Raw genomic sequence first — 20,816 nt, 5'->3', positions numbered from 1 at the left:
CTTTTTACAACTATATGTTATCACTTACTTGTATCCATTTCAATACTATTTATGATTTATTTTATTATTTTTTTGAACTTTTTTGTTCGAAGTTTGTATTAAGTAAATCCACCTTATGTAAGGTGGATTTATTTATTTTATTCAGTTTGTGTATTTCCATATACTATTTTGCTTCAGCATTTGCCTTTGCATATTCTGCATTACGTTTTTTCATTTGTTTAGCATACCAAATGAAGAGTAATACGTATGCTGCAAGTGCTAACGCAACATATAATCCTGTAGTAATATTACCAGTTCCAAAGAATTTACCAATAAGAATTGATATGAATTTTTCTACTGGTCCTTCACAAGTTGAATGAGATATCATAGTTGATGCTGCTAGTCCTTTTGGAAATGCTCCAACTTGTTTTGCTAAGTTTGTTACACAAGGTGCTATTGCAGTACCTGCCCATAAGAATATAGGTATTTCAAGTATTCCGATAATTATCATTCTTATCATTTTTCCACGAGTAACTACTAAAAGAGCTGGTGTTATTCCCATTGCTATAATTCCGCCTAAAGGTAAAAGTTTATTACCTGGTAAAAATAATGAAACTATCAAAAGTATTGGAGCCATTATATTAGCTACAGCCCATATTTCTGCTCTTCCGGCTACGAACGGCCAATCAATACCAATATTGAATCTTCTTCCTTTTAATCTCGTACTTAAGAAGTTAGTTATACCTTGTGATAGTGGTTCAACAGCTGCTATAAACCATGAACCTATTACAGAGAATAATTCCAAACATGTTGCACCTATGAACGCTAATGTGAATATCTTTATAACACTTTGATGTCCTAATACTCCAACAAACACACCAAGGTAAGCACCTATTGCAAATTTGCTTCCCCAGAAACCTATTTTGTTATTTAATTGAGCTGCATCAAAATCGTATTTATCTAAGAAAGGTAAAAACTTATCTATAAGCTTATCAAAAACCATAATTATAGGATTCATCATATAATTTAAATGTGTAGTAGTAGTAGGATTAGTCTCTGGCATATCCAGAAGATCATTAAATGTAGGTTTCATTAAGTCTGAATTGATTATCTTTAAAATTCCTAAGAATACAACAAATATTGTTGCTACTAATAGATTGTTACAATAAAACATTATTAATATTCCGCAAAATGCCGGATGCCAAACATCAAATATATCAACATCTAATGTATTAGTTTTATTTAGCACAAGCATTATAACATTTACAATTACAAGTATAAATAAGAAAAATAGCGTGTACATGGAACCCCATGTTATAGTAGCTACTGGTGCCCAGCCTAAATCTGTTATAGATAGGTTTATACCCGTAGATTTAACGAAAGCCTGCAAAGCATCTGAAAAGTTAGTAGTAAGTAACGAAATTATTTGCCCTATTGCTGTTAATGCAATTGCAAGTTTAAGACCACCCTCAATTGCTTTAGAAACTTTTACACGCATTAAAATTGCCAATACTGATAAAACGATGAACATCATTGGTGCTGCTCCTAGATTTATCAGTGGCTTAAAAATAGCATTTGCAAATTGAATAATTCCACTCATATAAATATCTCCTTTACTTTCTATCTAAAAGTTTTAAAGTATTTTATGCAAAAACATTTTCTCCATCTGCGTATCGGTTATATTTATATTTTATTTTTACCTTTTATCATCCACACACAATACTAATCCACAAAATAAGAAAATGTTAATGTCATCACTAATTTTAATTATTTTCCTATCTTTTTTATTACTGACTCAAGTTCATCAAATACAGGCTGTGCCATTGCTGGGATTCTGTATAATATCGCTCCTGCTTCAACAACCGGTATTTTGATTTCAAAACCAACATCAACTTTTGAGATTGGTGTAAATATATCATATTTTGATATTAATTCTTCTGTGATATCTTTAACCATCATAGCATCTGCCTTAACCTCATAACCTCTACTTTTCATTTCTTGTTCTATTGCATCCTTAATTTGATGACTTGAATTTACTCCTGCGCCGCAAGCTGCTAAAATTTTAATCATTATAATTACCTCCCTTTATTTTTTACAATTTATATTTTCTAAAACAATGAACTAAATATCCACTGTTTCTTTGCATGTAATAAATTCATAAATTTTTTTCTCATCATTCAATTCTAATAACTTGTCCATGTTTGATTTTTTAGTTATAAAATCCATTATATTTGCTAATATATTGACTTGTGCATCGTTTTCATCATTTATAATCATAAACAAATATTTTACCTTTAAGCTCTCATCAGGTGAAATCATATTTTTAAATTCAATTTCGTTTTTAAGTTTTACAAATACAATACATTTACTGCTGCAATATTCTCTTTCAGTATGTGGTATAGCTACATTGTATTTTTGTCCTTCTACCACACTTAAATCCATTCCTGTAGGATAATTTTTTTCTCTCTCTATAATTCCTTTAACAAAATTTTTTTTTACTAATCCTTTGTTAATGAGTTTTTGTCCTATTTTTTCAAATATCTCATTACTATTTTTAGCATCTTCAATAAAAATCAAATCTTCTCTAAATAACTGTGATATTTCCTTAATCATATTATCCTACTCCCCCTACAATATTAATTCATCACTTCAATACCATGTAATGTTTGTGTTTGTGTTTGTGTCCATTTATGTCTAAATATGTTTTGTTTTCGTTTACAGTTATATAATATTCCTTTATTATGCTTTTGTCAATAATAATTTTGTAATATTTTTATTTTATTCTTGTTCTATTTATGTATCACTTGTTAAAAATATTGTTATATATTAAGTTTTTAAATCTCATAAACACTTGCATGATAATCTTTTCAAATATAATAATGAGCTGTTAATAGCATTTTAAAATCCCTATTACAACAGCTCATCTTGTTTTTATTATATATTTTCTTATGATACCTTCTGTATACTACTTTTCAACACTGCTTATTTCATCATTTCTATCTTTTACTTTCATACTGTAGAAATTTTCATTTTCAGGTAATTCCATCCTAAAACATAAACAATTTTGAACAATACCATCCACCTGTTTAACTGAAAGCTCACTAACATGTCCTCCAAATTTTCTATCCTTACTCAAAAAATGAAAATGGTAACCTGGTACATTAAGTCCTTCTACATAATCCGGACATCTAAATCCAACTATATCTCCCTCAATATCTTTATACTGAAACATTGGCTGATCTTTTACAGCTTCAGCCATAGGTTTATATGGTCTCTCCTGTTTTACAACTGTTCTAGTTTTTACATAGTTAAATTTTCCGTGTAAATAAAAAGCATAAAATATGTTTTTACTTTCAATAAATCCATCAAGTTTATCCTTTAGTTCATTATAAGAATTACAATTTTCAATATTATATGTATTATAATCTTCAAATTCTGTAATAACTGCAAATGGAACTAACTCATTTTCAGAACATACATATACACTTCCATCTGGTTTTGTTCTGTAAAAAGTCCCATTTAAAAGCGTCATTTCACCATCTAATCCCCTAAATGTTCCTATACCGAAATTTCCCTTCTTTAAAAGTTTCTTAAGTGATGCACACCCATCATATAAACCCGAAACTAGTGCATTTATTGTAGACATTTGATATATATGGTTAGGAGTTTCTCCGTTTATCATTTTTACATTCACCTCAAAACAAATTATAACATATAAGATATTAAAGCAACATAAAGGATATAACAAAAATAATTAAGAGTTAAAAATTAAGAATGAATAATGATTTTCCCCCGCTTTACTCTGGAAAACCTAATAATATATAAGAGAACATTTACACCAGTATAAATGAAAAAATGTAAGTTTAAAAATTTTTCGTAGTGTAACGGAGAAAAAGTTACATTCATTCTCAATTCTTCATTCTTAATTTTTAATTATTAACGCAGCAACTCCAAGTATCAGTTATAATAAATTTTTTCCTTGCTTTATCCTTAAAGATAGTCTTCTACATCCTTGTTATTATTTAATTCTTCGACTAAATGCTTTAATTCTTGATCACGATTTTTGTCCATTATTAAAACTACATTTCCAGCATCAACGACTATTAAGTCCTTAACCCCGAAACAAATTATGAGGTTTTTGTCTCCAAATATAGAGCAGTTCTCTGTATCCTCTAAAAAAACATTATCAGTTACAGTATTCCCCCCATCATAGCTTTTTAAAAACCTTGCAAGAGAAGAGAAATTACCTAAATCATCCCATTCAAAATTTGATTTTACCACATAGGCTTTTCTAGTTTTTTGCATTATTCCAAAATCTACTGATATACCATCTATAGCTTTATACTGTTCATTTATTACTTCTTCCTCTTTATCGCTTCCAACTGACTCGTATATTTTTGTCATAGCTTTATACATCTTTGGCAGATATTTATTCATTTCTCTTAGATAAGTATCTGCTCTCCATACAAACATACCACTATTCCACAAATAATTTCCTTTGCTTAAAAGATCCTTTGCAACTTCAATATTAGGTTTTTCAAGAAATCTTTCAACTTTATATATAGATTCATAATTAATAACTTTATCACCAATTTGAATATATCCATACCCAGTTTCAGGTCTTGTTGGCGTGATGCCTATTGTTACGACACCCCTCCTTTTATCCACAATTTCAACAGCCTGCTTTATAGTATCTGTAAATTCTTTTTCGCTTTCAATATAATGGTCTGAAGGCAGCACTATCATTGTGGCATCGTTGTCCTTTTTTAAGAGTTTTACTGCTGAAAGCCCTATACATGTAGCAGTTTCTTTATTCTCAGGTTCTGTAAATATATTATCCTTATTTATTTCTGGAAGTTCCTTTTGTATTTTACTTATATATCTTTCATTAGTTACAATATATATATTATCTTTATCAACAAGAGCTTTAATTCTATCCACAGTATTTCTCAAAAAGCTCTTGTTATGCACAAACTTAAGGAATTGTTTTGGATTTTCCTTTCTTGACAGTGGATATAATCTTGTTCCCTTGCCTCCAGCAAGTATAAGTGCATATAACAAAAAAAACACCACATCACTTATTGCTTATCATTGTATAATATGAAAAACATAAGCGTATGGTGAATAAGATTTTATGTATTTTTCATTTCAAAGACTTCTCATCAATTATTCCTATCCTTATTGAAACAAATTTATTATTAGAATCACCTAAAAAAACATAAAAAATTCGAGTTAGCTATTTTACTTATATAATTCAACTAACTTTAATAAATTTTTTTTATGATTTGACAAGCCTACACATATATTATTAGGTTTAAATTCAAGCTTGCTGCCATTAGGAAATAATAATTTTATTTTAGTTTTAAGTATACCTTTTTTTACAATTACCTCAGTAACATTTTTCATTGAAATATCGCTAACATTTTCAGTTAAATCACCTGTTATTGGGTTTACCTCTGCAAGAATTATTCTTTTCTTTGTAAAGCAAACTATCAAATGTTTATTTAGTAGCATCGCAGAGCCACCATATAAAAGATATTCTCCAGCAGAAGCGAATGACATTGAATAGAAGTAATACCCATATTCATCCTCTGGTGATAGTATCTTTTTAAATGCATCATTTAAATATGAATTGTTAATCATTCTTTAATCTCTCCTTACAATTTATATATTGAACTAACTAAATATATTAATATTATAATTATTAATATATTTCTAATTATTTTATTTCGCTGCTCTTAAGTTTTATTTTTAATAATGAAACCTAATGGGCCAAAGTTTTTATTAAGTATAATTGGAATCATTAGTCTAGCGAACATATATGCAGCATATTTCTTTAAGACCATTGCTGTAATAATACTAGTATTGTTGAATACAAAGCTAATAAAAGTCATTAAAATATGGCTTATCCAATAACCGCTTCCTCAAAAGCAGCAATTATAGGTATTTTATCAGTTGGATTTTCATTCTTTTGAAAATTATATAGCCCATACCCTTCTCCATTTAAACTACCTCGCACATTTTTCTACAATATATATTATATACAATTTTTATCATTATTTCTATATAACTTTATTTATTGCTATAATAATACTAATTTGTATTTAAGACATTGTAAAAAAGTATCATACTGTGTCGCTTCACAATATGATACCTTTTATATAAAATCATAAATTTAACCTTACCACTTATTGCTTATCATTTTATAATAATATGGCAAACATAATTATGTGGTGAATAATTCGCTAAAACATATCAAGATTACTATTCATACAGTTTTTTCACATCTTCTATTCCTTCAACTATTTCGCGCTTTGAAAAGTTACATTGTTTAAGTCTCTTTTCACTCCATTTACTAAGATTTTCATAAAATAATAAGGCTGTTTCTAAATTTGATGCTGATTTGCATTTTTCTATTTCCTGAAACAGCATATTTTCAGCTTTATTAATTTCGCCCTCTTCTATATATTTATTTATCATAATTGAAAGCATCTGACTTTCAGAAATAGATACACTATTCTTCTGCTTACCCACTAATGATTCCATAACATTTTTCCCTGTAACAATCGTAGCTGCCAATTGTGTACATGACTTTATTAATCTTAAAATATAATCCTTTTCTTGCATATAACGCCCCACCCCTATACTTATTTTAAGTATATATAGATAATTTATAAATAGTATATAATTATCATAATTTCAATACTTTAAGTACTAAATAATTATACTGTTTATTTTATATCACATTATTCCTTTTTTAGCACCGACACATACTTATTACCTTTTATATAAAATCTCCATAAATAATCTTTGGCTTCCTCTGCATAGTCAATTCCAACTCTTTTAGCCTCTATTATTTCAAAAGCTCCACTGTCTCCATCTTCAATATAAAGTTCATCACCTAATAAATCCATAGAATTCTGCTCTCTAGCTATATCCATAGCACTGCAAAGTTTAGAAGGTCCATTGGTTAGATTTTTAAGCTGATACTTATTAAGCTCACTGTAAGGTTTCTTAAACCTTCTTTCACTCATAGTTTCTATGCCAGAAACAGGTTCTATTGCCCTTATAAGAACTCCCTCTGGAATACCCTCCTTCATGGCAACTACATTCATGCAATAGTATAATCCATATATAAAATATACATAAGAGTACCCAGCTGGTCCATAAAGTGCTTCATTTCTGGGAGTTCTTCTTCCACCATAAGCATGAGCACCTTTATCTTTAATTCCCCTATAAGCTTCAGTTTCCACAATCTTGCCTGAGGTTTTTACACCATTTATTTCATGAACTAATATCTTTCCCAAAAGCTCCTTTGCTACAGCAATTGTATCTCTGCTATAAAATTCACGCATAAGCTTCAAGTTATCACCTACTTTTCATTTAAAGCATTTTTAATTCTTATGAGTGCTTCCTTTAAGGTACTTCTTGGACATGCTATATTTATTCTTTCAAATCCATTTCCCTCTTCTCCAAATATATAACCATCATCAAGCCATACCTTTGCATTTTTAAGCATAAACTCTTTAAGCTCTTTAGGTGCCATATTAAGACTCGTAAAATCAAGCCAAACTAAATATGTTCCTTCAGGCTTTATAACTTTTATTTTTGGCATATTTTCATTTATATATTCTTGAAGAAACTTTAAATTTCCATTTAAATATTCCATAAGTTCATTTAACCAGGCTTCGCCCTCATTATAAGCTGCTATTGATGCTTCAATTCCAAAAACATTTGGCCAGATAGGTATACTTCTCTCCATAACTTTTAAAACTTTTCTTCTTACTTTTTCATCCGGAATTATAATACTTGAAATCTGAAGTCCTGCAAGATTAAACGTTTTACTTGGTGATATGCATACTACAGAATTATTCTTAAAATCATCACTTATTGAGGCAAAAGGTGTATGTTTATTAGGTTCATAAATAAGATCTGAATGAATTTCATCTGAAATAACTGTAACATTATTCTCAAGGCACAATTCTCCGAGCTTTGTGAGTTCATCCTTAGTCCATACCCTTCCTGTAGGATTATGTGGACTGCATAAAATCATAAGCTTAACCTTTGGATCCTTAAGTTTTTCTTTAAGATCTTCAAAATCCATCTCATATCTTCCATTTTCAAATTTAAGAGGATTCTTTAAAACGGTACATCCATTATTTTCAATTGCACCATAAAAAGGATAGTATACTGGAGTTTGAAGTATGACTTTATCTTGAGGTTCCGTTAAAGCATTTACAATTAAATTTATCCCTGGAACTATTCCCGGTGAAAAAACTATCCAGTCCTTTTCTATATCCCAGGCATGTCTTCTTTTAACCCAATTTATTATAGAGTCATAATACTCATCACTCATTTTTACATAACCATATATAGGATGTTCTGCTCTCTTTCTTAAAGCTTTTGAAATTTCCGGTGCAACCTCAAAATCCATGTCCGCAACCCAAAGAGGCAAGATATCTTCAGTTTCCATATCCCATTTTGCTGAATTAGTATTTCTTCTGTTTACTACTTTATCAAAATTATACATAACAAAACCCTCCCTGATTATAATTTAAAAATTGCTTTATCAATAATCCATCTATTTAAAAAATCAATTAAGAATTAAAAATTAAAAATTAAGAATTAATGATAATTTTCCGCCGATTTTCTCTGGAAAACCTGATAATTTAGGAAAGAACATTTCCACCAGTGGAAATGAAGGCATTTATAATTTTAAAAGTTTTTCGCAGTAAAATGGAGAAAAAGTTACATTCATTCTTAATTATTCATTCTTAATTTTTAATTATTACCGCAATAGCGCCAAACCTTCGTGCATAACACCACTTATTTATCCAAATAATATACTATAAAAACCCGCATCTAAAATTCCGTAGGTACGGATGAATTTTTTCCTTACACTATTGTAAAAGATAAGTAATAATGCTGAAGGAACAATTTAAAAAAATTCTAATAAATCTTAGTAAAAAAATCATAAAATACTTAGATATTTAAATTTGTCTGACCGATAGGGAGTTATTGAAATATCTTAGGATTTTAGGATTTTTTTACTTTAGATTTATAGAATTTTTTTAATGTTCCGAAGCATTATTACTTATCTTTATTACTTCCATATTGTTTACTGCATCTTCAATTAGTTTTTGCTTATCAAGTACCTCTTCTGCTTTTCTTATCTCTCTTAATATAGGTCTTGTTTTAGGATGCTTTGGAACAAATATAGTACAACAATCCTCGTAAGGAAGTATTGATGTTTCATAAGTTCCTATTTCTCTTGAAATATCCATTATATCAACCTTATCAAAAGATATTAATGGCCTAAAAACAGGTCTATCTGCGCAATCATTACTTACAACTAAACCTTCCATAGTCTGACTTGCTACCTGACCTATGCTCTCACCTGTAGCAACCGACTGTATTCCCTTATCTTCTGCTATTTTACAAGCTATACTCATCATAAATCTTCTCATTATTATAGTAAGCTCATCTTCCCTGCATTTTTCAATTATCTGCATTTGAATATCTGTAAAAGGAACTACATATAAAGTCATTCCACCAATGTATTTTGTAAGTATCTTGGCCAAATCTTTAACCTTATCCTTTGCTCTCTCACTGGTATATGGTGCACTGTGAAAATATACTCCACTGACTTCAACGCCACGTCTTGCCATCATGTACCCTGCAACTGGAGAATCAATTCCTCCTGAAAGCATTAAGAGTGTTTTACCATTTGTCTTGTATGGCATACCATTTACACCTTTAATTCTCTTTGAATACACATATGTATTGTTGTTCCTTATTTCAACCTTAACTAAACATTCTGGCTTATGTATATCAACCTTGACATCTTCGTCATTTTGAAGTACATATGCTCCTACTTCACGATTTACATCCATAGAGTTTATAGGAAATGCTTTATTGGCTCTATTAGTTTCGATTTTGAATGTAGTTTTTCCACTTTCTTTAACTTCTAGAAGTGCCTGCTCTTTAATCTTTTCAAAATCATTTTCTATTTTGGTAACTAGGCATACCTCTGCTACACCAAAAACATTTTTAATTCTATCTATGGCTTCATTTACCTCACTGCTTTTTATAAACCATCTTCCTGAATCAGAAACAAATTCATACTGAACGCCTCTTAAAGAAGCTTTTATATTTTCTCTCAGTCTTTTTTCAAATTTGTTCTTATTTAATCCCTTTAAAAAAATTTCGGAAGCGTATTTTACCATCAAAAGTTCATTCATATCTTCAATCTCCTTAAAAATTTGAGTGTTTTTTCTATATTATCTACTGTATAATCTACTTCTTCAATAGTATTTTCTGGTGAGAAGCTAAATCTTATTGCCCCTTCAATATCCCTGTCAGAAAGTCCAATGGCACAAAGCACATGGCTTTTATGCTGCTTCTTTGAGGAACATGCTGATCCTGTTGATACATATATATCTTTATCTTCAAGTGCATGAACGAATACTTCTCCTCTAACACCTTCAAAAGACACATTTAACACATGAGGAAGATAATCCTCTCTTACCTTACTGTTAATTTTAAGATCATCAATTTTTTCAAGCTTATCTATGAAATATTTTTTTAGCTCGTTAACTTTTTTATAGTTATCCTGCATTTTTTTATGTATATCCTCTGCTGCATAGGCAAAAGCTGCAATAGCAGGCACGTTTTCAGTTCCAGATCTAAAATTGCGTTCCTGTCCTCCACCGCATATAAGAGGTTCAGGCATAAGACCCTTTCTCACATAAGCAAAACCTATTCCTCTAGGTCCATATATTTTATGAGCACTTACAGACATTAAATCAATGCCCATTTCCTTTGGATTTATTGGGAGCTTTCCATAACTTTGAACTGCATCTACATGAAACTTTGCCCTTGAGCTCTTTTCATGTACAATTGAAGCTATGTTTTTTATATCCTGAATTATACCCGTCTCATTATTGACATGCATTATGCTTACCAGAACTGTATTCTTTTTTATACTATTTTTAAGTTCTTCAATATCTATTTTGCCTTCATTATCTACATTTATGTAAGTCACTTCTACTCCGAACTTCTTTAACTGCTCACAGGTATTTAATACACTTGGATGTTCAATTTTAGAAGTTATTATGTGTGTACCCGGTTTCGCAAATCCCTTTATTAAGAAATTATTACTCTCACTTCCACCTGATGTGAATATAATCTCATTAGGTTCAGCCCCTATAGTATTTGCTATTATCTTTCTGCTTTCTATTAATTTATCCTCAGCCTTTTTACCAAACAAATGGAGTGAAGAGGGATTTCCGTAATAATCATAAAAAACCTCTTGCATTATTTCTGCAACTTCCTTAAGAGGCTTTGTCGTTGCACTATTATCAAAATAAACCACTATGTAGTCACCACTTTCTATAAACTATATAGATTCAATTAGTAAATCACTATTTAAATAATTATTTCTACAAAGTTTGTAGAATTTAAACAGCTTATTTACTTTATTATCTATTTAAAAATCAAAAGGGCATACGTCCTCATATTAAAATATATTACATACCAGCATAAGCATATATTATTAATAAAAAATTGTCAACCTAAAAGGAACTTAAGATGTTAAACTAACACATTTTTGTTCATAAAAATTTATAAGGTTGATTTATAAGTATGGTGAATGTTATCATTTAAAATAACAATTATTTATATAATATAGGAGAAAGCTAGTATGAGAATAGAAACAAATCACTTAATAATTAGAGACTTTGAAAGAAAAGACGCAGAAAACCTCTATAGAATTGCTAGAGAAAAAAATATACTTCGATTTATGCCTGATTGGGCGGAAAACAGTAATTCACCTCAAGGTTATTTTAGCTATATTGATTGGCTACAAGTTCAAACAAATTCAACAGACATTTATGAAAACAAAAGATATGTAATAGCATTACCTGACACAGATGAAATGATAGGTATGGTAGGAATGGGACTAGAAGATACGCTAAATGAAGTTGAAGTAGCCTATTTTATGTCCGAAAAATTTCAGAGAATGGGATACACAAAAGAAGCAGTAAATGCTTTAGTCAATTGGTGCTTTAGCGTATCAGATATAAAGTATCTTATACTAACTATTGATTGTGCAAATACACCTTCTTGCCATCTTGCGGAGAAATGTAATTTTGAACTATTCGAAAAACGAACACCTATTGGACATAAGCAGCCTAACATGGAAAGTGATAGTTACTTCTACTACAGACAATATAGAAATTTAATATAATTACTATGGTCTTTCATATACACTTTTTCTGTGTTTTATTAATAGGTATTATTCTAAAACATGTATATAATAAAGGCACCGAAAATCCAACTGTAATTTCAGTGCCTTCATATATATATATGTTCCATCCTTATTAATGTTTAACCTCTGTATAATCCACATCAATTACATCACCTTGTTCAGAATCAAAGTTATGTTCACCTGCAAAATTATCTTCCTTAAAATTATCGATTTTATCCTTCTTCTTATTTTCCACAACCTTTGATATCTTAGATATGCCCCATATAGCTAGTCCAGCTACTATTATGAATGGCAATAATTTGATAAATAGCAATGCAACTATAAAAATTATAACAGCAAACAATATCGTTCCCCATATGCCTTTATTTGAAAAGCTCATTTGTCTCACTCTCTTTCATAAAAATATAATTTAATTTATGTGTATAGTATATCATATATTTTATAAGTAGTATATAATATCACATAAAAAAGTATTAATAATCTGTTAATTGTATTTTTTATTTTTTTGGGCAAAATTGAAGTGTAACAAAATTCAAATTATTTTTTAGGAGGCAGTTTTTAATGTCACATAAAGAAAATAAAAATTCAAAATCAAACAAAAAGGCAAGTCAAAAAACAAAAGCAGAACTTAGTAAAATGAATGAAGAAACTTCAAATGAAATAGGATTTTCAAATGAATCAAGAAAACTAGGTAAAGATGGCAATAGAAAAAGAAAGATCAACGATCCTAGAAGCTAAAGCTCTCTCATAGTATTTCAAAATTTTCATTTATACTTAATAAAAGCTAGAGAATGAATTCCCTAGCTTTTTTTCTAACTTAATGCTTTTTCAAGAAGTTCTTTAACCATAGGTGGATTTGCCTTGCCCTTACTCTTTTTCATTACCTGTCCAACAAGGTATCCAATTGCCTGTTTCTTACCTGCTTTATAATCAGAAACTGATTTTTCATTTGCAGCAATAACTTCCTTAACCATTTCTTCAAGAGCACCTGTATCACTTATCTGTGAAAGCCCTTTTTCCTTAACTATGTCTTTAGGATTCTTTGAAGTTTTAAACATTTCCTCAAATACTTCTTTTGCTGCAGTATTACTTACTTCTTTTCCCTTTATCATACTTATTAGCTCATTCATATTTTGAGGTGTTATAGGTATATCCTTAGATTCCTTTTCCCACTCTCGCATTAATCTAAGCATATCACCAAGTATCCAGTTAGCTGCTACCTTACTATCCGAACCAAGCTTTACGAGTTTCTCAAAATAATCGGATAACGCTTTATCATCAACAAGAATTTCTATTTCCTTATCTGTCAGTTCATACTGTTCTTTAAATCTTTGAAGCCTCTGCATTGGGAGCTCAGGCATTTCATCCTTTACTTGATCTATAAGTTCATCCTTTACTACTATAGGAATTATATCTGGTTCAGGGAAATATCTATAATCATTAGCATCCTCCTTAGTTCTCATAGTTACAGTTTTTCCTTTACCTGCATCCCATCTTCTAGTTTCCTGTTTAATTCTAAAACCTTCATTGAAATCATAAAGTTCCTTTTGACGTTTTTCTTCCTTTTCAAGAGCCTTCTGAAGTTCCCTAAAGGAGTTTATGTTTTTGATTTCAACCTTAGTATTATACTCAGTAGAACCAACTTCTCTTAAGGATATATTAGCATCACATCTCATTGAACCTTGATCCATACGGCAATCAGATATATTTGCATATTGAAGCATAGCTCTAAGTGTCTTCATAAATTCAACTGCTTCTTCTGGTGAACGCATATCTGGCTCTGAAACTATTTCAATAAGCGGTACTCCAACACGATTATAATCTATAAGTGAAAAAGGTTCATATTCCAAGTGGACAAGTTTTCCTGCATCTTCTTCTATGTGAATTCTGTTAAGTCTTATCTTCTTTTTACCGTCCTTAGTTTGTATCTCAACATATCCACCACTGCACATTGGAAGATCAAACTGTGATATCTGATAAGCCTTAGGTAAATCAGGATAAAAATAGTTTTTTCTATCCATTTTGTTTAATTTATTTATTTTGCAGTGTAGTGCTTCTCCTGCCTTTACAGAAAGATGAACAACTTCTTCATTTAAAACAGGAAGAGTACCTGGAAGTCCCATGCATATAGGACAAGTATGTTCGTTTGGTTTTGCACCGAATTCAGTTGAACAATTACAGAATATTTTAGTTTTTGTACTTAACTCAGCATGTATTTCAAGACCAATTACGGTTTCATAACTCATTTTTTATCTCTCCTTTTCAAGTGCTCTTGCTGCTCTAAATATTTTCTTTTCACCAAAGTGAGGTCCTAAAAGTTGAAGTCCTATTGGAAGTCCCTCTTTACTTACAGCACATGGCATTGATATTGCAGGTATTCCGGCAAGATTTATGTTTACTGTATATATATCTGCAAGATACATCTCTAAAGGATCTGCTTTTCTTTCACCTATTTTGAAAGGGAGTACAGGTGATACAGGGCTTAAAATCAAATCGTATTTCTCAAAAGCTTCCTTAAACTGATTTTTTATTTTCTTTTTAAGTTTAAGTGCTCTCTTATAATAAGCATCATAATATCCAGATGATAATGCATATGTTCCAAGCATTATTCTTCTCTTTACCTCATCTCCAAAAGCCTCTGTTCTTGAACTTTCCATTAAGTCATATACATCTTCAAAGTCTTTAGGTCTGTATCCATATCTTATTCCATCAAATCTTGCAAGGTTAGAACTTGCCTCTGCAGATGAAATAATATAGTAAGCTGAAAGTCCCTCTTCTGTTATTGGAAGGCTAATATCAATAACCTCTGCTCCAAGGCTTTTAAGCTTTTCAATTGTATCATAAACAGCTTTTTTTATTTCAGGATCAAGTCCCTCTCCAAAGAATTCTTTAGGCATTCCTATTTTCATGCCTTTGATGCCATCATCTATTCCATCAAGATAATCTTCTGTTTCAAGGCCCTTAGCACTTGTGTTATCAAGTTCATCTTCTCCACAAACAACCTGCAAAAGCTGTGCACAATCCTTTACTGTCTTTCCAAAAGGTCCAATCTGATCAAGAGATGATGCAAAAGCTATAAGCCCAAATCTCGAAACCAGACCATAAGTTGGCTTAAGGCCAACAACTCCACAAAATGCAGCAGGCTGTCTTATTGACCCACCTGTATCTGAGCCAAGAGATATAGGCGCCATTTTAGCTGCAACTACAGCCGCTGAACCTCCTGAAGAACCGCCTGGAACCCTAGTTATATCTCTAGGATTTTTAGTAACCTTAAAAGCTGAATTTTCTGTGGAAGATCCCATTGCAAATTCATCCATATTAGTTTTTCCTATTATTACAGCATCTTCTGCCTTTAATTTTTTTATTACCGTAGCATCGTAAGGTGGAATAAAATCATACAACATTTTTGATGCACAAGTTGTTTTTATTCCATCTGTACATATATTATCTTTTATAGCAATAGGAATTCCTGCAAGGCATCCAACTTTATCCCCAGCTGCAATTTTTTTATCCACAATTCTTGCCTCTTTAAGTGCATAATCTTCACATAATGTTATATATGCATCTATCTTGGGCTCTGTTTTTTTTATATTATCAAAATAAGCTTTTACAATATCTTCTGATTTAAGCTCTTTATCTAAAATAGCAGTCCTTAGTTCCTCTACTGTCATACTCAGTATATCCATATATAAAGCCTCCCTACTCTTCAATTATCTTAGGTACCTCAATTGCACCGTCTCTTAAACTCTTTACATTCTGCATAAGTTTCTTTTTATCTTCAAAAACTTTTGGAACATCTTTTCTAAATTCAGTGTTAACCTCATCAAATTCATTTACGTTAACATCTGATAAATCCACTTTATCTATAGTTTCAAAATGTCCAAGTATTGATTCAAACTCACCTGCAAGCTTTGCTGCTTCTCCGTCTGTAAACTTAAGTTTCGCAAGTTTAGCAATATATTTAACCGTGTCTAAATCCACATGTTTATCACTCAAAATAATCAGCTCCTTGTTTTTGATAATCAATTAACTGTTAATGACACTTTTTCTTAATTTCACTTTACCAAATTTTTAATGTATAAAAAACTAATATCAATTTTTTGTAGTGAAACGGAAAAAAATTTTCATTAACCTTAACTTTCTTAATAATTATGTTTGAATAATGTTGATATTGTATGTTGGAGTTTACAGACTCTTAGGATTTGCGACTTATAATTGGCGTAATTTCGCACAGGACGTGCGAAGCCATTTAAGCATCAGGATGATACATTTAAATGGGTAGACAATTATAAACGAGCAATCCTTAGAATCTGTTAGCTCCATAAATTTTTATCAATATTTTCAAACATAATTATGGTGTTATTCTCTTCATATCTCTTGGCAATAATGATGCTTCTCTTATATTTTCAAGTCCTAATATCTGCATTGTAAGTCTTTCAAGACCTATAGCAAAACCTCCATGAGGTGGCATACCGTATCTAAAGTTTTCCGTATAGAATTCAAACTCTTCTGGTTTAAATCCTTTTTTCTTTATAGCTTCTACAAGCATATCATGATCATGAATTCTTTGACCACCTGTTGTTATTTCAAGACCTTTATATATTAAATCAAAGCTCTTTGAGGCTCCTTCTATTTCATCATCAGGCATTGTATACATAGGCCTTTTTGAAAGAGGATACTTTGTAAGATAAGCAAAATCACTATCATACTTCTCCTTAATATACTTTCCAAACAATCTTTCACCTTCAGCATTCAAATCTCCCTTAGGTGATCTTTTACCATATTCTTTATAAACAATCTCCTGTGCTTCTGAAAGAGGAATCCTTGGTATGTTAACTTTTTGGGGTAAAGTTATATTATACATTTCAAGTTCCCTTGCACAATTCTCTCTTAATTTTTTGAATAAATAGTTCATAAATCTTTCTTCAAGATCCATTATTTCAGTCTCATCTTCTATAAAGCCCATTTCTGCATCAAGACTCACATACTCATTTAAATGTCTGTAAGTATTATGAAGCTCTGCTCTATAAGCATGACCTACCTCAAAAACTTTTTCAAATCCAACTCCAACCATCATCTGCTTGTAAAATTGAGGACTCTGAGCTAAAAATGCTCTATGATCAAAATAATTTACAGTGAAAAGCTCACTTCCACCCTCAGTTCCTGATGCCAATATTTTAGGTGTATGTATTTCTGTAAAGCCATTTTCTCTTAAAAAATCTCTAAAACAATCTCCAATTTGTTCTTGAATTTTGAAAATTGCGAGTATATTAGGTTTTCTAAGACTTATGTTTCTATGATCAAGTTGAGTTTCAAGTGCTGCATTTATTTTTTTACCATTTATATCAAAAGGTAATTTATCATAATAAACTTTTCCTAAAATTTTTATATCTTCTACTTGAACTTCCATTCCATTAATAGCTTTTTCATTTTTACTTAGTTTTCCCTTAACTTCTATACAAGTTTCATTTCTAAGACCTTCTAATTGTTCCTTAGTTGTTACTAGCTGAGCAATTCCTGTTTTATCTCTTAGTCTTATAAAATTAACATGACCGAGATCATAAATTTTATGAACCCATCCTTTAAGTACTATTTCATCCCCTTCATTCATGGAAAATACATCTTTGACATAAAATTTTTTCATACATAGCCCTCCAATTTTTTTACATAAAAAATCGCCCCTATACCAAATATAATATTGGTATAGGGGCGATTGTATATAACGCGGTGCCACCCTACTTAGCAAAATGCTAACTCAATTCAGTACAAAATGTTCTCTAAAAACATCAATACCTATTCCCTTTAACGATGGACATCCGTTTAAGCCTACTTTCAAAAAGATTTTGGTTAACTACTCCAGAATGTTCTTCAATTTAATCTCGCTGCCGGTTCACAGCTTAAAGCCCGGCTCTCTGAAAGCTCAGTTAAATCTACTCTTTCCTTCATTGCAATTTTATAGCTTTATATTTAAATAATAAATACATTATAAAACTAATCATGAGTAAAATCAATAGTTTTTTGTCAACTTCTTAAAAACAAATGTATTTCATTCTCAAATCTATCTATAATTTTCTCAGTTTTCTCTTCATCACAGGACTCTGCATATATTTTGCATATAGGTTCATTAGAATCTGGAATTACAAGTGCCCATGAATCATCATAATTAAATTTAATCCCTTCTATAAGTTCCACCGGATTTCTAGTGCTTTTTTCCATAAGTTTTCTCATTATACTTCCTTTTTTATCCCACGAACATGCTATTTCCTTGTTCTTTAAAATATAATTTGGTATATTCCCTATAAATTCAGAAATCTTCATTTCATTTTCCAGCATAATATCGATTACATTTATTATTACACTTAATGCATCTATACTTGAAAGATACGAAAGCAGCACCTTTTTTCTATCCTTATCTTTCTCATTTTTGATATATTCATTTAAAATATGTCTTTCTGAAATCTTAGTTCTAATATACTTACAGTTATATCTTTGTGCTATTTTCTTCAATGCAGCTGATGAATTAACCGGCACCGCAATAGTCTTAAATCCGTAAGCATATATAAGTACCAACGATTTTATACTCTCATATATTTGTTTATTTAATATTGTGCCTTTCTCATCAATTAATATAGCTTCACTACAGTTTTCTGAAATATTAACCCCAAAGTCCAATTTTTTTGTTAAAACTTCTTTTTTTAGGCCATCCAAACTTATATAATTATCATACTTAATACATTGAATATTAAGCTTGTTAAGTACTCTTATAGCAATTTTTTTTATAAATTCATTGGAAGCCCATACTGCAATTTTTATCTCTCTATGTTCATCTTTTAGCATCTTCAAATCACTTATAATGTATTCTTCATAGTAGCTTGTGAATTCTTTTAATTTTCTTATTCTTTTAAAATCATTTGATCTCATTCTTATAAAATCTTCTTTTACAAAATTATTCACTATCTTTCTTTGCATAGATTTTGATATAGCTATTCCATCTTTGTCAATGAATAATATATTGACCTTTTCATAAGTATCTTCCTCACAGAATAAATACACCGCAGCGTCCATATTAAATTTAACTGTTGAAAGCCTAATCATTGGGATTGTCATTTCTTCAGCAGAATAAACCTGCATGCCCATAGATACTAGACCAGACATAAAAGAATATTTTAACATTTCACATGAAGAATCAGAACTCGAGCATACTATTACCTTTGAGTTCAGCTTCAAAATTGCAGCAAAAGCTGATGCTAATTTTGACACAAATTCCGGTGTGATCTCAACATTTACCTCACCGCATACTCCATTTTTACCAAATAATACTTTAGGGCTATTCTTCCCCCACATAATGCTTGTTTTTATAATTGCTCTACTTCCTATAACTTTATATGGCCATATTTTTACACCTGCTTTAATAATACTTCTCTCTCCTATTAAACTTCCACTGCCAATTGAACATTCTTCAAAAATTGATACTCCTTTTCCGATTTGAACATTATTTGATACTATAGCCCCCCTTAATTGAGTGTATTTCCCGACATAGCAATTTTCAAACACTATACTTCTCTTTAATGCTGCCATTTCAGATACTATACTATTTCTTCCAAGTACAGTAAAAGGTCCAATTTCGGCATTAGATAATATCTTACAATTATCTCCTATATAAACTGGTGGAATTATTTTTACATTAGGTTCTATTATACAGTCTTTTCCCATCCACACTCCGTCTTTACATTTTTCAGCATCAATTTTCACATTTATTTCTTCATTAAGTACATCAAAATTACACTCCATAAACTGCTCTATATTTCCTATGTCTCTCCAATAAGTATTAGTTACATATCCATACACAGGCTCATTATTTTTTAAAAGAACAGGAAATAAATCTTTACTAAAATCAATCTTTTTATTCTTATTATATAGTTTAAAAATCTTAGGCTCCATAACATATATACCGGTGTTAACTTTATCGCTAAAAATTTCACTCCACCCGGGTTTTTCAATAAAATTATCTATTTTGCCACATTCATCTGTAACTGCAACACCATATTCTAGAGGTATATCCACTTTCTTTAAAACGATTGTAACTGTAGATTTCTTCTGTTTATGATATTGTAAAACTTTAGTTAAATTTATATCTGTAAGAGCATCACCACTTACAACTACAAAGGTTTCATCAAGAAAATCCTCCGCACTTCTTACACTTCCCGCAGTTCCTAGAGGACTTTTTTCTATAAAATACTGTAAATTCACCCCAAACTTTTTTCCATTTCCAAAGTAACTTGTTATTTCATCAGAAAGATATTGAAGTGTAATACCTATTTCCGTTATATCATACTTTTTTAATAACTCAATAATATACTGAATAATCGGCTTTTGCATAATTGGCATCATGGGTTTGGGAATATTACATGTAAGCGGTCTAAGTCTCGTACCCTTACCTCCTGCCATAATAATAGCCTTCATTGTACCATCCCTCTATTATATTTCTACGAACAATTAAATACGGTGCTCATATAATCATTATATTAATAACTTCACTCAATTTTACAATTATTTTTATATTAATTTA

At 30.4% G+C, this 20,816-nt stretch carries 19 protein-coding genes and 1 other annotated feature; of the genes, 2 read left to right on the top strand and 17 right to left on the bottom strand.

The window, feature by feature from the left end:
* Window positions 1–163 precede the first annotated feature (163 nt).
* The 11 genes from BEE63_RS13680 to BEE63_RS13630 form a co-directional block, all read right to left on the bottom strand.
* Window positions 164–1,579 carry a PTS galactitol transporter subunit IIC gene (locus tag BEE63_RS13680; RefSeq protein ID WP_066021917.1) on the bottom strand — a complete coding sequence of 472 codons (1,416 nt, stop codon included), beginning with the start codon at window positions 1,577–1,579 and terminating at the stop codon, window positions 164–166.
* Window positions 1,580–1,746: 167 nt separating this feature from the next.
* Entirely contained in the window at window positions 1,747–2,049 is a 303-nt protein-coding gene (locus BEE63_RS13675; protein WP_066021916.1) for a PTS sugar transporter subunit IIB, read from the bottom strand.
* Between the two features lie 51 nt (window positions 2,050–2,100).
* Window positions 2,101–2,592: a PTS sugar transporter subunit IIA gene (locus BEE63_RS13670; protein ID WP_066021915.1), complete on the bottom strand. Its 492-nt coding sequence runs from the start codon at window positions 2,590–2,592 to the stop codon at window positions 2,101–2,103.
* Between the two features lie 352 nt (window positions 2,593–2,944).
* Window positions 2,945–3,661 (bottom strand): acetolactate decarboxylase, encoded by a 717-nt coding sequence (budA, locus tag BEE63_RS13665; RefSeq protein WP_066021914.1) that lies wholly within the window; start codon window positions 3,659–3,661, stop codon window positions 2,945–2,947.
* Window positions 3,662–3,969: 308 nt separating this feature from the next.
* Window positions 3,970–5,040 (bottom strand): mannose-1-phosphate guanylyltransferase, encoded by a 1,071-nt coding sequence (locus BEE63_RS13660; protein WP_066021913.1) that lies wholly within the window; start codon window positions 5,038–5,040, stop codon window positions 3,970–3,972.
* Window positions 5,041–5,220: 180 nt separating this feature from the next.
* The gene (locus BEE63_RS13655) at window positions 5,221–5,622 is read right to left on the bottom strand and encodes a PH domain-containing protein (RefSeq protein WP_066021912.1); all 402 of its coding nucleotides are present in this window, start codon (window positions 5,620–5,622) and stop codon (window positions 5,221–5,223) included.
* Between the two features lie 621 nt (window positions 5,623–6,243).
* Complete coding sequence (locus BEE63_RS13650) at window positions 6,244–6,606, bottom strand: DUF6483 family protein (protein ID WP_066021911.1); 363 nt, start codon at window positions 6,604–6,606, stop codon at window positions 6,244–6,246.
* Between the two features lie 119 nt (window positions 6,607–6,725).
* Window positions 6,726–7,343 (bottom strand): DNA-3-methyladenine glycosylase, encoded by a 618-nt coding sequence (locus BEE63_RS13645; RefSeq protein ID WP_066021910.1) that lies wholly within the window; start codon window positions 7,341–7,343, stop codon window positions 6,726–6,728.
* 8 nt (window positions 7,344–7,351) lie between these two features.
* Entirely contained in the window at window positions 7,352–8,509 is a 1,158-nt protein-coding gene (locus BEE63_RS13640) for a MalY/PatB family protein (RefSeq protein WP_066021909.1), read from the bottom strand.
* 541 nt (window positions 8,510–9,050) lie between these two features.
* Entirely contained in the window at window positions 9,051–10,220 is a 1,170-nt protein-coding gene (gene thiI / locus BEE63_RS13635; protein WP_066021908.1) for a tRNA uracil 4-sulfurtransferase ThiI, read from the bottom strand.
* Window positions 10,217–11,356, bottom strand: coding sequence for a cysteine desulfurase family protein (locus BEE63_RS13630; RefSeq protein WP_066021907.1), 1,140 nt, complete (start codon window positions 11,354–11,356; stop codon window positions 10,217–10,219). Before BEE63_RS13630 ends, thiI begins: the two co-directional genes overlap by 4 nt.
* 324 nt (window positions 11,357–11,680) lie before the next feature.
* Between BEE63_RS13630 and BEE63_RS13625 the strand changes: the two genes are divergently transcribed.
* Window positions 11,681–12,226, top strand: a complete 546-nt coding sequence (locus BEE63_RS13625; protein ID WP_066021906.1) for a GNAT family N-acetyltransferase — start codon at window positions 11,681–11,683, stop codon at window positions 12,224–12,226.
* A 133-nt stretch (window positions 12,227–12,359) separates the two neighbouring features.
* On the opposite strand, the gene BEE63_RS13620 is transcribed toward BEE63_RS13625, so the two are convergent.
* Entirely contained in the window at window positions 12,360–12,626 is a 267-nt protein-coding gene (locus tag BEE63_RS13620) for a hypothetical protein (RefSeq protein WP_242874800.1), read from the bottom strand.
* A gap of 182 nt (window positions 12,627–12,808) precedes the next feature.
* Here BEE63_RS13620 and BEE63_RS13615 point away from each other — a divergent pair, with 182 nt between their 5' ends.
* Window positions 12,809–12,985: a small, acid-soluble spore protein, alpha/beta type gene (locus BEE63_RS13615; protein ID WP_066021904.1), complete on the top strand. Its 177-nt coding sequence runs from the start codon at window positions 12,809–12,811 to the stop codon at window positions 12,983–12,985.
* 74 nt (window positions 12,986–13,059) lie between these two features.
* Here BEE63_RS13615 and gatB read toward each other — a convergent pair whose 3' ends face one another.
* The 5 genes from gatB to BEE63_RS13590 form a co-directional block, all read right to left on the bottom strand.
* Complete coding sequence (gene gatB / locus BEE63_RS13610) at window positions 13,060–14,493, bottom strand: Asp-tRNA(Asn)/Glu-tRNA(Gln) amidotransferase subunit GatB (RefSeq protein ID WP_066021903.1); 1,434 nt, start codon at window positions 14,491–14,493, stop codon at window positions 13,060–13,062.
* Between the two features lie 3 nt (window positions 14,494–14,496).
* On the bottom strand, window positions 14,497–15,933 hold the full coding sequence (gene gatA / locus BEE63_RS13605; protein WP_066021902.1) for an Asp-tRNA(Asn)/Glu-tRNA(Gln) amidotransferase subunit GatA: 1,437 nt from the start codon (window positions 15,931–15,933) through the stop codon (window positions 14,497–14,499).
* A gap of 13 nt (window positions 15,934–15,946) precedes the next feature.
* On the bottom strand, window positions 15,947–16,243 hold the full coding sequence (gatC, locus tag BEE63_RS13600) for an Asp-tRNA(Asn)/Glu-tRNA(Gln) amidotransferase subunit GatC (protein ID WP_066021901.1): 297 nt from the start codon (window positions 16,241–16,243) through the stop codon (window positions 15,947–15,949).
* A 355-nt stretch (window positions 16,244–16,598) separates the two neighbouring features.
* Window positions 16,599–17,891 carry an aspartate--tRNA(Asn) ligase gene (gene aspS / locus BEE63_RS13595; RefSeq protein ID WP_066021900.1) on the bottom strand — a complete coding sequence of 431 codons (1,293 nt, stop codon included), beginning with the start codon at window positions 17,889–17,891 and terminating at the stop codon, window positions 16,599–16,601.
* A gap of 58 nt (window positions 17,892–17,949) precedes the next feature.
* Window positions 17,950–18,202: a binding site (T-box leader), on the bottom strand.
* Window positions 18,203–18,268: 66 nt separating this feature from the next.
* Window positions 18,269–20,710 (bottom strand): sugar phosphate nucleotidyltransferase, encoded by a 2,442-nt coding sequence (locus tag BEE63_RS13590; RefSeq protein ID WP_066021899.1) that lies wholly within the window; start codon window positions 20,708–20,710, stop codon window positions 18,269–18,271.
* Between the last annotated feature and the right edge of the window lie 106 nt (window positions 20,711–20,816).

The sequence above is a fragment of the Clostridium pasteurianum genome (assembly GCF_001705235.1).
In the GTDB taxonomy this organism is placed as follows: Bacteria; Bacillota; Clostridia; order Clostridiales; family Clostridiaceae; genus Clostridium_S; species Clostridium_S pasteurianum_A.
This window is presented reverse-complemented; position numbering and strand designations above follow the sequence as displayed.